The 12,600-nt window shown below is 55.3% G+C and carries 11 protein-coding genes; 3 read left to right on the forward strand and 8 right to left on the reverse strand.

Translation table 11 applies throughout. From position 1 onward, the window contains the following. Positions 1-146: 146 nt before the first annotated feature. The 3 genes from MUA00_RS19510 to MUA00_RS19520 all read right to left on the reverse strand — a co-directional run bounded on the left by MUA00_RS19510 (position 147) and on the right by MUA00_RS19520 (position 4,436). Positions 147-2,117: a peptidase U32 family protein gene (locus MUA00_RS19510; protein ID WP_271124651.1), complete on the reverse strand. Its 1,971-nt coding sequence runs from the start codon at positions 2,115-2,117 to the stop codon at positions 147-149. A 139-nt stretch (positions 2,118-2,256) separates the two neighbouring features. After that, the gene (locus MUA00_RS19515; protein WP_271124652.1) at positions 2,257-3,828 is read right to left on the reverse strand and encodes a rhodanese homology domain-containing protein; all 1,572 of its coding nucleotides are present in this window, start codon (positions 3,826-3,828) and stop codon (positions 2,257-2,259) included. Beyond that, a complete protein-coding gene (locus MUA00_RS19520; RefSeq protein ID WP_271124653.1) occupies positions 3,825-4,436 on the reverse strand; it encodes a cysteine dioxygenase family protein in 612 nt (203 codons plus the stop codon). The genes MUA00_RS19515 and MUA00_RS19520 overlap by 4 nt, the downstream gene beginning before the upstream one ends. 189 nt (positions 4,437-4,625) lie before the next feature. On the opposite strand from MUA00_RS19520, the gene MUA00_RS19525 reads away from it, so the two are divergent. Together MUA00_RS19525 and MUA00_RS19530 are read left to right on the forward strand one after the other, a co-directional pair. Continuing rightward, a complete protein-coding gene (locus MUA00_RS19525; RefSeq protein WP_271124654.1) occupies positions 4,626-5,711 on the forward strand; it encodes an LLM class flavin-dependent oxidoreductase in 1,086 nt (361 codons plus the stop codon). Beyond that, the gene (locus MUA00_RS19530; RefSeq protein WP_271124655.1) at positions 5,711-6,640 is read left to right on the forward strand and encodes an ABC transporter substrate-binding protein; all 930 of its coding nucleotides are present in this window, start codon (positions 5,711-5,713) and stop codon (positions 6,638-6,640) included. Before MUA00_RS19525 ends, MUA00_RS19530 begins: the two co-directional genes overlap by 1 nt. Before the next feature lies 1 nt (position 6,641). On the opposite strand, the gene MUA00_RS19535 is transcribed toward MUA00_RS19530, so the two are convergent. The 4 genes from MUA00_RS19535 to MUA00_RS19550 all read right to left on the reverse strand — a co-directional run bounded on the left by MUA00_RS19535 (position 6,642) and on the right by MUA00_RS19550 (position 11,083). After that, a complete protein-coding gene (locus tag MUA00_RS19535) occupies positions 6,642-7,442 on the reverse strand; it encodes a YdcF family protein (protein ID WP_271124656.1) in 801 nt (266 codons plus the stop codon). 142 nt (positions 7,443-7,584) lie between these two features. After that, positions 7,585-7,998, reverse strand: coding sequence for a hypothetical protein (locus MUA00_RS19540; RefSeq protein WP_271124657.1), 414 nt, complete (start codon positions 7,996-7,998; stop codon positions 7,585-7,587). Between the two features lie 23 nt (positions 7,999-8,021). Next, positions 8,022-9,185 (reverse strand): coiled-coil domain-containing protein, encoded by a 1,164-nt coding sequence (locus MUA00_RS19545; RefSeq protein ID WP_408639735.1) that lies wholly within the window; start codon positions 9,183-9,185, stop codon positions 8,022-8,024. Positions 9,186-9,391: 206 nt separating this feature from the next. Then, positions 9,392-11,083, reverse strand: a complete 1,692-nt coding sequence (locus tag MUA00_RS19550; RefSeq protein WP_408639727.1) for a methyl-accepting chemotaxis protein — start codon at positions 11,081-11,083, stop codon at positions 9,392-9,394. A 288-nt stretch (positions 11,084-11,371) separates the two neighbouring features. Here MUA00_RS19550 and MUA00_RS19555 point away from each other — a divergent pair, with 288 nt between their 5' ends. Further along, the gene (locus MUA00_RS19555; RefSeq protein WP_271124660.1) at positions 11,372-11,587 is read left to right on the forward strand and encodes a hypothetical protein; all 216 of its coding nucleotides are present in this window, start codon (positions 11,372-11,374) and stop codon (positions 11,585-11,587) included. Between the two features lie 11 nt (positions 11,588-11,598). Here the strand turns inward: MUA00_RS19555 and bla are convergent, their stop codons facing one another. Continuing rightward, positions 11,599-12,453, reverse strand: coding sequence for a class A beta-lactamase (gene bla, locus MUA00_RS19560; protein WP_369123870.1), 855 nt, complete (start codon positions 12,451-12,453; stop codon positions 11,599-11,601). Positions 12,454-12,600: the final 147 nt, after the last annotated feature.

Genomic DNA, 12,600 nt, shown 5'->3' on the forward strand with positions numbered 1-12,600 from the left:
GTTAAGCCAGATGACAAAACCCATAGATTATTTATATATGACTTACTGATAAGACATGAAAAAAACGCCCGTCAGGAGGGGCGTCTGTAAATCAGGCATTTTATTCAGTAAATAACCCCGCGAGCGCGGGGCTTGTTACCCGCTCATTAACTGCTGGCTTTTTTCGGCAGGGTTTTCATCAGCTCATCCGGGCTGATTGTCGCAACGATGCTGCCGGGCAGCGGCATCTTAAGGATATGATTTTTCATTTTGCCGATAACGTGCATTTCGCACGGGCGACAGTCGAATTTCAGGGTCAGAACCTCATCGCCGTGCACCAGTTGCATTGGCGTTGCGCGCCAGCTTTTAATATTACCTTTCGCCTGTTTCGGACACAGGTTAAACGCAAAACGCAGGCAATGTTTGGTGATCATCACCGGCACTTCGCCCTTCTCTTCGTGCGCCTCATAAGCGGCATCAATAAGCTTCACGCCATAACGCTGATAAAATTCACGGGCTTTATGGTTGTAGACGTTCGCCAGGAAAGTGAGATGCTCTTCCGGATAAACGGGAGCAGGAACACTGACAGCTTTACGCGCCCCTCGCTGATACTGCTGTAAACGCGCTTCCGTAAGCTGGTCAATGGTGTCGCGACGTAGCTGGTTTAGCTGGCCGTTCGGCACAAACAGTGGTGCCGGCAGTGCGATATTTACCGCGCGCGCGGAATACATCGTCTGGCCGAGCTTCACGAGTCCGTCGCGCAGGCTGTCATACGCTTTCTGCGGGTTGTTTGCTGTTTCGAACTGGCCTTCCAGCGTCCGGGTTACGCTTACGCCATCTTCGCAGGTCAGGGTCAGCACGAGCTGTTCTTCCCAACCGCTCAGTTCCATATCCACCGCCACGCGACGTTCGCTGGAGGTTTTCAGCAGGGCCTGTTGCCAGTTGTGGTCGAGATTGCGGTTAAGCGGATGATGCGGGCGTACATTTTTCAGCGTGTCCGGCATTTCGTTTGGCCAGACGCGGTACTGATTTTTGCCCGTTTTCTCAACCGTGTTGGCGCGGAACCCGACGATTTCACGCTTGATTAACACGTTCAGACCATCGCCGTTTGTCAGCGTACTGGCCTCGGTAACCGCAACGTCCAGATGATCTTTGCCGACCTTCAGCACTTCACCCACCGGCAGACCGATGAACTTCGGCGAATCGAAGGCGCCGATATCAATTTTGCGTTCGTTAACGAAATAGTCCGTGCTGCCGCGGTGGAACGTTTTGTCCGGCGAAGGAATAAAGAAATGCGAAGTCACGCCTGCAGAAGCGCGCTGCAAGTCCGTGCGATTTTCCATTAGTTCATCAAGGAGCTGGCGATAATAAGCGGTGATATTCTTCACATAGCTCATATCTTTATAACGGCCTTCAATCTTGAAGGAGCGCACGCCTGCATCCACCAGCGCCGCAAGGTTTGCGCTCTGGTCGTTGTCTTTCATCGACAGCAGGTGTTTTTCGAACGCGACCACGCGTCCCCGATCGTCTTTAAGGGTATACGGCAGGCGGCAGGCCTGCGAGCAATCGCCACGGTTTGCGCTGCGCCCCGTCTGGGCGTGAGAAATATTGCACTGGCCGGAATACGCGACGCACAGCGCGCCGTGAATAAAGAACTCAATGGTGGCATCAACGTTCTGATGAATGGCACGAATCTGATCCAGATTCAGCTCGCGAGCCAGAACGATCTGCGAGAAGCCCACGTCTGAGAGAAACTTCGCCTTTTCCACGCTGCGGATATCGCACTGGGTGCTGGCATGCAGTTCAATGGGCGGCAGATCCATTTCCAGCACGCCCATATCCTGAACAATCAGCGCATCAACGCCGGCCTGGTAGAGATCGTGAATCATCAGCCGCGCGGGTTCCAGCTCGTTGTCATGCAGGATGGTATTTAAGGTGACAAAAATTTTGGCGCCGTAGCGATGGGCAAAAGGCACCAGTTCGGCAAGGTCGCGCAGGCTGTTACCGGCATTATGGCGAGCGCCAAAACCGGGACCGCCGATATACACGGCGTCAGCGCCATGCAAAATGGCTTCGCGAGCAATGTCGGTATCGCGGGCGGGGCTGAGTAATTCAAGATGATTAGCGTGCAGGCGCATAGTTCGTCGTTTTAAGTAGATAGGCGAAAGGCGGCTATTGTAGTCAGAAAGGACGAGTAAAAACAGGAGATGTTTTGTTCAAATATCATTCAGATTCCAGAGGGGCGGATAAGCGCAAGCGCCCGCCGCCCTTCAGGACTTAAATCACCCAAAAGCCATGCGTGCCATCGCGCTCAAGCTGCGCCACCAGGCCGTATTCCCATTGCAAATAGTCTTCCATCGCCTTGCGAGGAACGTTTGTGCCTTCATAAGGGCGGCGATAGCGATCTTCCGGGCGATGCAGTTCGCCTTCAACGCCCTGTGCCAAAGGACGGTTTTCAGCAATCCATGCCAGCGTCCCGCCCTGCAGGACATAAACCGGACGCCCGGACAGCGCCTGTAATTCCGGCGCGGCAAATCTTGCCAGCGCGCTGCTGCCGCAGGTAACAACCCAACGATCCGGCTCGGGCAGCGTTGCAACGGCAGCTTTTAGCTGTGCGCGGCCAAGCCATTTTGCGCCGGGAATGTGCCGTGCGCGGAAGTTTGCGGACGTGGTGAAATCCAGCAGCGTTGTGCCCGGCTGTTCCAGCCATGCGGCCAGCGTTGCAGGCGAAATTTCTTCAACTTTTGGCGCCGCTGGTACAGGAGCCTGCCAGTCGCCTCGGTCGGTGAACAGTTCACGAGACGCTTCCAGCACCGCCACCTCCCAGCCCATTTGCGCAAGCCATGATGCGGCCATTGGCGCGCGTACGCCATCATCATCCACCAGTACGATTCTTCCGCCCCGCACGGCTGCATAATGATCGGTTTCCTGCACCAACTGCCCGCCCGGCACCGATCTGGCGCCAGGTAAATGGCCCGCTCGATATTCTTCAGGCGAGCGCACATCGAAAAGCCAGGTGTTGCGGTCGCTGTTATGCCGCCAGACTTGCCAGTCGCTCCACGCAACAAAACTCACCCCCGCGCTGGTTGCCAGCTCCCAGGCCGCAATGCGTTCGGCTTCTTCTTCGCCGCTGCTTTCCTGCGCCTGACGTTCCTGTCCCTGCTCAAGCGCCTGGCCCGCCAGCGTCCAGCCGATAGTGCCATTTCGCAGGGCCGCAACCGGGTTGCTGATGCCCGCGTTAATTAACGATTGCGCGCCGATAATGCTGCGTGTGCGGCCTGCGCAGTTCACCACAATCTGCGTTTGCGGGCCGCTAACCTGCGCGCGCGCTTTAAGCACAAGATCGCCGCCGGGCAGGCTGATACTGCCCGGAATATTCATCGTCTGGTATTCATCAAACCGCCTCACGTCCAGCACCACCAGCTCGGTTCCCTGCCGTTGCAGTTTTTGCACCTCTTCGGCGCTTAACGAAGGCGTGTGCCGCTTCGCCTCTACCAGTTCACCAAACGCTTTACTCGGCGCGTTCACGTCGATAAAAATCTCCCCGCCCGCTTCCTGCCAGCCCTGTAAACCGCCTGCCAGCAGCGCCACATCCCGATAGCCAAGCTGTTTGAGCTTTTCGACAGCTTTGATGGCCAGCCCTTCGCCGTTGTCATAGACGGTTATCGGCGTAGTGCGGCGCGGGATACGCGCATAAACCTCAAGCTCCAGCTTGCCGAGGGGAATATTCGCGGCAAACAAAGGATGACCGGAAGCAAACGGAGCCTCTTCGCGCACGTCTATCAGCGCCAGCTCTTCTTTAGCCGCCAGCGTTGCGCGCAGTTGTGCATAGTGCCGTAATTCACTCATACCGCCCTCTCTTTAGACAGGTCCCAGATGTTCGGCAGGAAAGCCCCCGAATAGCCGGAAATAAATGGTTTCTCGTCGCCGTCGGTGGTGTACACCCGGCGTTGAACCGCGCCAATATTGGCGCCGTAGACATGAATGCTGACAGAAACCCGATCGTCAAAGGCATTGCTTACCTGATGCACATCCTGCGCGCCAGGAGAGACGGTTTCGATGTCGCCCGGCCTGAGCGTGACCGCCTCGCCTTCCGGCACCCATTTGCCGTTAACTCGGGCATAAAACTGGCTGCGCTCAGAACCGCGCAGCATGCCAATCAGGCCCCACACGCCATGGTTATGAATCGGGGTTTGTTGTCCCGGGCCCCAAACAAAACTTACCACCGAGAAGCGCCCCTGAGGGTCGGCATACAACAAATGTTGCTGGTAATGCTGAGGATGGGGGATCGCTGCGACTTCAGGCAGCCAGTCGTCGTGACGCACCAGCTCGGACAGGAGCCGGTGGCCTTTTTCCAGCAGCGGTTTCTCCTGATGAAAATGCTCCACAAGCCTTGAGAACTCGGCGAGGAAATGGCGTAAGCGCGCATAGTTTGGCGCAGATGGCGATGTGGACATGGCGGGCTCTCAGTGAGTCTAAAAACCAAAGACTACCAGCGTCGCTCATCACCCCAAATGCCGGAAAAGCAATTGGTTATGCGCAATCCGGCATAGGCCCATCCTGGCAAAGCATAGCCAGAATTCGCATTTCAGCGGTGACGACTCCCCCGCTATGGTGGGTACACAAACAACGATAAGGAACCTGCAATGAGCATTCAATTCCTCGGCATGATAGGCCATCGTCTGGCCTCAGAAATCCTGCCTGCTACCGGGCCTGTATTTGATAAAGACTATATTGCGCGCTTTGCCAAAGCCCACGAAGACGCAGGCTTTGACCGTATTCTGGTGGGCTACTGGTCGGATCAACCAGACGGATTTCTGGTCACCGCACACGCCGGAGCCAACACTTCACGCGTGAAATTTTTGCTGGCGCACCGGCCGGGTTTCGTTGCGCCAACGCTTGCGGCACGGAAACTCGCCACGCTGGATCACCTGTTGGATGGCCGTCTGGCGGTGCATATCATCAGCGGCGGCAGCGACGCCGAACAGCGTAAAGACGGCGACTGGCTGAATAAAGAAGAACGCTACGCGCGCACCGATGAATTTCTTACCGTGTTGAACAACAGCCTGCACGGCGAAGAACCCTACGATCACACGGGAGGATTCTTCCGGGCTGAACAGGCTTTCTCTGCCATTAAACCTGTGCAGCCTCGCCTGCCGGTTTACTTCGGCGGTTCGTCCAACGAGGCCATTGAGGTTGCGGCAAAACATGCGGATGTTTTTGCATTGTGGGGCGAGCCGCTAGCCGGAGCGCGTCAAACGGTGGAAGCCGTACGGGCCGCAGCCAAACAGCACAATCGGAGTATCAGTTTTAATATTTCATTCCGTCCGATCCTCGGCAAAACGGAGGCCGAAGCCTGGGAGAAAGCAGAGCATATTCGCGAAACAACCCGCCAAAACCTGGCAGAAAACCACCACACCTACGGCCTGAAAAAACCGCAAAGCGTGGGGGCGAAGCGCCTGCTTGAAGCGGCGCATCAGGGCGATCGCCTGGATAGCAGATTATGGACGGGCATCGCGGCGCTGGTTGGCGGCGGCTACAACTCTACCGCGCTTGTGGGCACGCCGGATCAGGTTTCCGACGCCCTGCTTGAGTATTACGACTTAGGCATCGACAGTTTCCTGATCCGCGGATTTGACCCGCTTAACGACGCCGTCGAATACGGTAAAGAGCTGATTCCGCTGACGCGCGAAAAGGCCGCGGCCCGCCATCGTCTTGCAAGGAGCGCCTGATGAAAAAGTGGATAACCGCCGGGCTCGCCCTGGCGATGTGGAGCGCCTTCTCACAGGCGGAAGTTACCCTGCACATTGGGGATCAGAAAGGCGGGATGCGCTCACAGCTTGAGGCGGCAAATAAACTTGAAAACCTGCCGTATAAAATCGAATGGTCCGAGTTTCCCGCTGCCGCGCCGCTGGCTGAAGCGCTGAACGCCGGGGCAATCGACGTGGGCATTATCGGCGATGCGCCGTTGCTGTTTGCCGTTGCTGCTGGAGCGCAAGCAAAGGCTATTGCGGTAAGCAAATCTGATCCGTACGGCACCGCGTTGCTGGTGCGCCCGGACAGCCCGGTCAAATCTGCCGCCGATCTAAAAGGCAAAAGCATCGCGACAAACCGCGGCTCAATCGGCCATTTTGTCGCGCTGAAAGCGCTGGAATCCGCCGGGCTAAGCGCAAAAGACGTTACTTTCCGTTTTCTGCCGCCGAGCGAAGCAAAACTGGCGCTGATTCAGGGGTCGGTGGATGTCTGGGCAACCTGGGAACCTTATACCGCTTATGCTGAAAGCGTGGATAAGCTGCGGGTGGCGGTGAGCGGACGTGGATTATGGTCAGGCAATACGTTTCTTGCCGCCACCGACAGCGCGCTGGCAGACAGCGAGAAAAAAGCCGCTATCGCCGATTATCTGCAGCGTCTGAACGCCGCACAGGTGTGGGCAAACCAGCATCCTGACGTTTATGGTAAAACGCTGGCGAAGATAATCGGTTTTCCGCAAGACGTGGCGCGTTTGTCCTTTGAGCGTCGCCATTCTGCCTGGCAAACCATCGACGACACCACGGTAACGCAACAGCAGCAAACCGCCGACTTCTACCATACAAGCAGTTTGCTGCCGAAAACGATTCAGGTAACGCCGACGTTCAGCCACGCTTTTCAGGTGAGCAAGTAGTTTACAGCCCGCGCTCGCTAATCCATTTCGCTAAAGCGACATCGTTTTGCAAAAGCCGCCAGGCCTCTGTGACCCGCGCAGGGATTTCTACATGAGTAATGAAATCCCTGCCTTTTGGGCCGTAGCCCTGCTCGTCGTCTCTGATACGCGGGAGTTCGCCAAGAATCAGCGAAATATAACGCGCAACCGGCCACAATCCTTTTTCATTCGGCGTGAAACGGGTCGCCCGTTCATCGCTTTTAACGACGGGTATGAAACCAGGCCAGTTGCGCCACTGCGGCTGCAACGCTTCTTTCTGCCATGCTCGTTCAAAAGTTGCCGCCGTGCGGCGTTGCATGGTCGGGTCCTGAATCAGAACCACACGCTCCGGCGTTAACGCCTGTTCAGCCATAACCCGCTTCGCAAAGCTGGCGTTCTCGCCGCAGTTGGTAGATTTCTCTTCCGTGATGACTTTATCCGCCGGAATTTTCCAGAACGTTGTTGCAATGTCTTTCAGGATGGCGGCTTCGGCACGCCCCGTGGTCGGGAGGGTGTTATAACGAGGATGAGCGGCGATGGCGCCGTATAAAAAAGTGGTTGAATGGCCAATGCCGCCGGCAATCAGAAGCGGGAGTTCACTGCCCGCTGCAAACTGGCACGCAGCATCAATGGTGGGGATGACCGCATTGCCTGCCAGCACAATGAGTTCTGCATCGTCTGCCTGCGGGGAGCGGGCAAAATCATTGCGCGCAAGCCACTGCCCCAGGATGTTAATCGCATCGATCGTTGTTGCCTGTAAGGCCGGGAAAGTTGTCGTCAACATAACCCCTCCGTGTCAAAAACCAATGGGTATTCTATATCAACGCAGGCTCAGGCCGAATCAGAAGGAGCCGAAAGGAAATGCGGCACGGCGGGCGCTCAGGATAACGTACTCACGCCGCTGGACATGAGTACGTTTGCAGGAATTAAACGCTTGGTTCTTCCGCTGAAGGGGTTATTTCTTCAGGCTGAACTTCTTTAAACTCCGGCTTGCTTTTGGTCACGGCATATTCCACCGCTTTCTTGCTATTGGCGGTGGTGGTGAGCTTCACAGGCGCTACGCTTACTTTGCCGATTAAAGATTTAGCATAGCCGCCAATCTGGTAGGTTCCTTCCGGCAGGCGAAGCGCGACGCTTTCGCCAACTTTTAACGCAGCGGCATCTTTACCGTCCACGGTTACATACACCGTGGTGCCATCATCGGTACGGGTCCAGGCGTGCTCAACGGTGACAAGCGTAGGGCCGGTAGTAAAGTCTGCCGCTGGCTCTCCGGTGACAGGTTTGGCACAGCCCAAAAGAGAAAAAGCCGCGAGTGCGGTAAGGGTGAAACGATAACTCATTGATTAATTCCTGCGGGGGTGGGTTATTTTTCTGTCATCCAGCGCATGAAGCTTTTCGCGCCTTTCGAACGGGTAAGCTCAGCTTCGGCTGCTTCAAGCTTACGGCTCAATGTTTCACAATGTGAATAGCTGTGCCGGTTGTCGCTGAGCGCCTGCTCCAGCGCGGCACGGAGCTGCGACAGTTCGGCTTCAGCATTTTCTCGTGCATGAGCGTGATTCTGCGCGGTTTCGGCCATCTCGTCCAGAGTCTGTTGCAGACTGAGAACCTTCCTGGATAAGTCATCAGCTTGTTGGCTGCTGGCCTGCGCTTCGCCGCGCTGTTCTGTAAGGCTTGCTTCGAGGATTTTATTCTTGCGGGTTAACTCGCCAAGTTCGTTCTTCAGCACGTTAATGTAAATCTGATGCGCCTGGAGCGCCTGCTCATAGGCGCCCCGCGCCGTGTCGCTTTCCGCGCCCGTTTCCTGCAACTGTTGCTTAAGCCCGACAATCTGGTTTTGCAGCTCCTGTACCGTTTCGATCAGAGCATCGCCATTTTTAACCAGTTCGCTGCGTAGCATGCGTTGGTTGTCAATGTCCTGCTGCATGGTTTCGTGCAGTTGGGCAAGCTCAGCGCTGTGCATTTCTTTCTGCGCGCCAAGCGAATCCTGCAGGAAAAGAATACGCTCGGACAGTTGCTGATTCACCCTGCCGTCCGGCGTCTGGCGAACCTGTTCGTCCATTTTGCGCTGGAGGGTTTCACGCAGTAAGGCCAGCTCCTGATAATGGTGTTCGCGCTCGTCTTCAAGGCTTTTTTGTAGGCTGGCGATGCGCGTTGAAAGGCGTTGAAGTTCGGCTGGCGGCACAGTGTTTAGCCGTGCGGCGGCCAGTTCGCTCTGCACTTCCGCAAGGCGTCTGAGCGTTTCAGGATTGTCCTGATAAAGGGTTTTCGTTTTACTCTTACCAACGGCGGCTCTTAATTCCGCGCGGAGCTGCATGGCCTCAGCCTCGGCAGCTTTCAGACGTGCCAGAACGCCCACGTCATGGCTGCCGAGCCGATTGAGGTTCACACCGCACAGCGCCTGCTCGATTTCAAACTGAATCTCAGCTTTGCTGCTGTTTTTCATACGATTGCATGCGCTGGCTAAAAAGCTGGCCGCCTCGTTGCTATTGACGGTTCCAAAGGCCTTCTTAATCAGATTTTGGATCATGCTCACAGCAGTGTGTTCCTGTTGTTGGGTGATGTTGAATAGCCCGCGCCGCGCCTGAAAAATCGTATTAGCCTTTCATTCATCGGCTGATACGAATATTTCTTTATTTATACAGCGCTTTAGGGGATTCAGCCAGGGCGGCAAGCTGTCGTTAAACCTGCCGCCCTCACCCTTTCCTTCTTCTCGTCAGAAGAAGGAACTTAACGTCAAAAAGTCGCCCAGTTATCGTCGCCTTCCGCCGCAGGGGCAGGTTTAAGCCTGGCGATTTTAACCGCTGCTGGTTTTGCCGCCTGCGTTTGTGCATGGCTATTCAGGCGGAAAATGCCAACGGCTGCGGTCAGGCGCGCGGCCTGCTCTTCCAGCGATACGGCGGCGGCCGAGGCTTCTTCCACAAGCGAAGCGTTTTGCTGCGTTACGTTGTCCATCTCGTTAATCGCCTGGCCGACCTGCTGAATCCCACGGCTTTGTTCGTCGGATGCGGCAGCGATTTCGAGCATGATGTCCGTTACGCGTCGTACCGCATCAACCAGCCCGTTCATGGTTTCGCCTGCGTGAACCACCTGGTCGGAACCAGAATCAATTAAAGAAACGGATTCGCTAATCAACCCCTCAATCTCTTTTGCCGCCTGAGCGCTGCGCTGAGCCAGCGTGCGCACTTCGCTTGCCACAACGGCAAACCCACGACCTTGCTCTCCGGCGCGTGCAGCTTCGACAGCGGCATTGAGCGCCAGAATATTGGTCTGGAAAGCAATGCTGTTTATCACCGCGGTTATCTCAGAGATCTTTTTAGAGCTGGTGGAGATATTGTTCATGGTCTTCACAACGCCTGAAACGATGCGCCCGCCGTCGCTCGCTTTTTTCGAGGCGTCTTCTGCAAGCTTGCTGGCATGGTGGGCGTTATCGGCATTCTGTTTGACCGTCGCCGTCAGTTGTTCCATGCTGGCCGCCGTCTGTTCAAGCGCCGCCGCCTGCTCTTCCGTGCGAGAAGAAAGGTCGGTGTTACCGGCGGAAATTTCGCTGGTTCCCTGATAAATAGCTTCAGCGCCTTCACGCACCGAACCCACCGTTTTTACCAGCGCAGACTGCATTGTCTGCAAATGCTGGCTAAGTTTACCTATTTCACTGCGCCCACACGCCTGCTCCGGCAGGGTTAAATCTCCATCCGCGATATGTTCAATACGAGTTGCGGCCTGTTGCAATGGCCCGATAACGACACGGCGCAGCAATACGAATGTGAAAATTGTCATAAATAGCGCCACGGCAAACGCGCCCGCCATTATCATCACGCTCAGGCGCGTGTGCGCCTGAGCTTCATCCCGTAATGCCGTAGCCCTTTCGGTGCGGATGGCGATGGCTTTGAGCAGCACCGCGTTGTAATCCGCATCGAGTTTGCGCGCTTCTTCGTTCTCATGGTTGATAATTGCCTCAAACATGCCGTTTTTGGCATATTTCATCATCGGCAACATTCCTTTGTTAATATAGGCGTCGAAACGCGTGCGTAGCTCGGCATCCAGCGCTTCGTCCTGCGGGGTTTTAACTCGTCTTTCTAAGTAGGCGTTAAAACCTTCCTGGGCCTGCTTTATGCGCGTGCCAGCCTCGGCAATATTGAGCTTCATATCGTCCATATCGGCCACGCGGCCAGCCGCTCCGGCATGAATGATATTTAACCGCGCCGTGCGCAAATGGTTTGAACTGTTCGAGATCCCCATTCGAACCTGAATTTCTTCGGTGACATCCTGCAACGCCCTATCGCTCTGGATCAGAAAATAGCTCGCCAGGGCAATACACAGGGCAAATAACACCAGTATCCCGCCAAGAATGGAGCTAAATAACGGGACCAGCCGGATGTGATGCCAGAAATTTACTGCGACATGTCGGGAGGGTATTTTTGTAGCCATGTCCATGGGTTCTCTTTATAAGAAAGATGTTGTAGAAGCTTCATCGGCCCGGGAATCAGAATCCTTATTGCCGGGGTGCAGAATTGTGCACTCAGTAGCAAATAAGCCATGGAAAGTTAAACGGATCACATAAATTGAAACAGCAGTCCACTTTAATGTGTAACCGCTGCATGGACAGATAAAATGCGGACTGTTATTACTGAATAGCGCGCCTGGAGAGATCGGACGACTAAGCGTCATTTTTGCGCGTTATAATTGTGCTCACAAACCTCAACGGACAGGTATGCTGTGGCAAAACATCGGGTAACCCGACCAGACGAAATTGAAATGAAACGCCGGGCCCTGCGGCAAGCCCGACGTGCGATAATGAGCGCCCGGCCAGAAATGCCTCCGCAGGCTCCCCCCGTTACCCTTTATGAAGAGCTGGCCATTGGCTATCACATTCGCCAGCTCGCAAAGCTCGAACAGTGGTTTATCGCGCAGGGGCTGCCCGTACCTGAGTAACCGGCATTGTCCTATTTACCCTGCAATACAATTTCCGCCGCTTTAGCCAACACATCCCGGCGCGCCTGTGCGTCCTGTTTATGCTGAGTGAAATAGACGGTAAGCACCAGCGGGGCTTTTCCCGGCGGCCAGATCACCGCAACATCATTGGTCGTGCCATAATCACCGGCGCCGGTTTTGTCCCCAACCGTCCAGCCGCCCGGCGTCCCCGCACGAATGCTTTGCGCCCCCGTCTGGCTTTGCTTAAGCCAGGTTTGCAGCCGCTGTTTCTGATTTGCCGCAAGGGCATCGCCGGCAACCAGTTTTTGCAGATTATTTGCCATGGCGTCAGGCGTCGTTGTGTCCCGCTCGTCACCCGGTATTGCCGTATTGAGATGAGGCTCCCAACGGTCAAGGCGGGTTTGGTTATCACCAAGTGTTGCGGCCAGTTTAGCGATACCCGACGGGCCGCCGATCTCTTTGAGCAATACATTGCCCGCAGTATTATCGCTCCATTCAATGGCTGCGGCGGCGATGTCCTTCAGCTTCATGCCCTGCGCGACATGTTTTTCCAGCACCGGTGACCAGGCCACCAAATCGCTTTGCTGGTACGCAATATGTTTGTTCAGCAAGTCCGGCTGCTGTTCGCTCTTTTTCAATACCGCTCCTGCAGCCAGCACCTTAAATGTGCTGGTCAACGGGAAACGCTCATCGCCGCGGTAGCTGTAACGCTCACCGCTTGCTGTATCAATTAATGCCAGGCCAAGCCGACCCTCGGCGTTTTTTTCTAATGCGGCGAGTTTTACGTCGAATGAAGGCTGCGCGGCATAAGAGACAAAACTCGTCAGAAAAATAAATGCCAGCGAAGAATACGCTACGGATTTCATATTAATTTCAATCAAATTAAGGGTAAGCAGAGGCTAGCATAAATAAGCGTCGTGATTAACTTTTCGCGCCGGAGGGCGCGTAGCTTATCTCCCTGCGCCTACTCGTCGTTATTACCCTTACGTATTCTCCTGACGACGTGCTTGTAC

Origin of the sequence: Dryocola boscaweniae (assembly GCF_025215095.1) — a bacterium.
Classification (GTDB): Bacteria; Pseudomonadota; Gammaproteobacteria; order Enterobacterales; family Enterobacteriaceae; genus Dryocola; species Dryocola boscaweniae.

Coding starts and splice junctions, on each gene's coding strand:
- MUA00_RS19540 (WP_271124657.1), bottom strand. CDS start 7,998: ATGAGTTATCGTTTCACCCTTACCGCACTCGCGGCTTTTTCTCTTTTG.
- MUA00_RS19550 (WP_408639727.1), bottom strand. CDS start 11,083: ATGGCTACAAAAATACCCTCCCGACATGTCGCAGTAAATTTCTGGCAT.
- MUA00_RS19525 (WP_271124654.1), top strand. CDS start 4,626: ATGAGCATTCAATTCCTCGGCATGATAGGCCATCGTCTGGCCTCAGAA.
- MUA00_RS19520 (WP_271124653.1), bottom strand. CDS start 4,436: ATGTCCACATCGCCATCTGCGCCAAACTATGCGCGCTTACGCCATTTC.
- MUA00_RS19545 (WP_408639735.1), bottom strand. CDS start 9,185: ATGATCCAAAATCTGATTAAGAAGGCCTTTGGAACCGTCAATAGCAAC.
- MUA00_RS19510 (WP_271124651.1), bottom strand. CDS start 2,117: ATGCGCCTGCACGCTAATCATCTTGAATTACTCAGCCCCGCCCGCGAT.
- bla (WP_369123870.1), bottom strand. CDS start 12,453: ATGAAATCCGTAGCGTATTCTTCGCTGGCATTTATTTTTCTGACGAGT.
- MUA00_RS19530 (WP_271124655.1), top strand. CDS start 5,711: ATGAAAAAGTGGATAACCGCCGGGCTCGCCCTGGCGATGTGGAGCGCC.
- MUA00_RS19515 (WP_271124652.1), bottom strand. CDS start 3,828: ATGAGTGAATTACGGCACTATGCACAACTGCGCGCAACGCTGGCGGCT.
- MUA00_RS19535 (WP_271124656.1), bottom strand. CDS start 7,442: ATGTTGACGACAACTTTCCCGGCCTTACAGGCAACAACGATCGATGCG.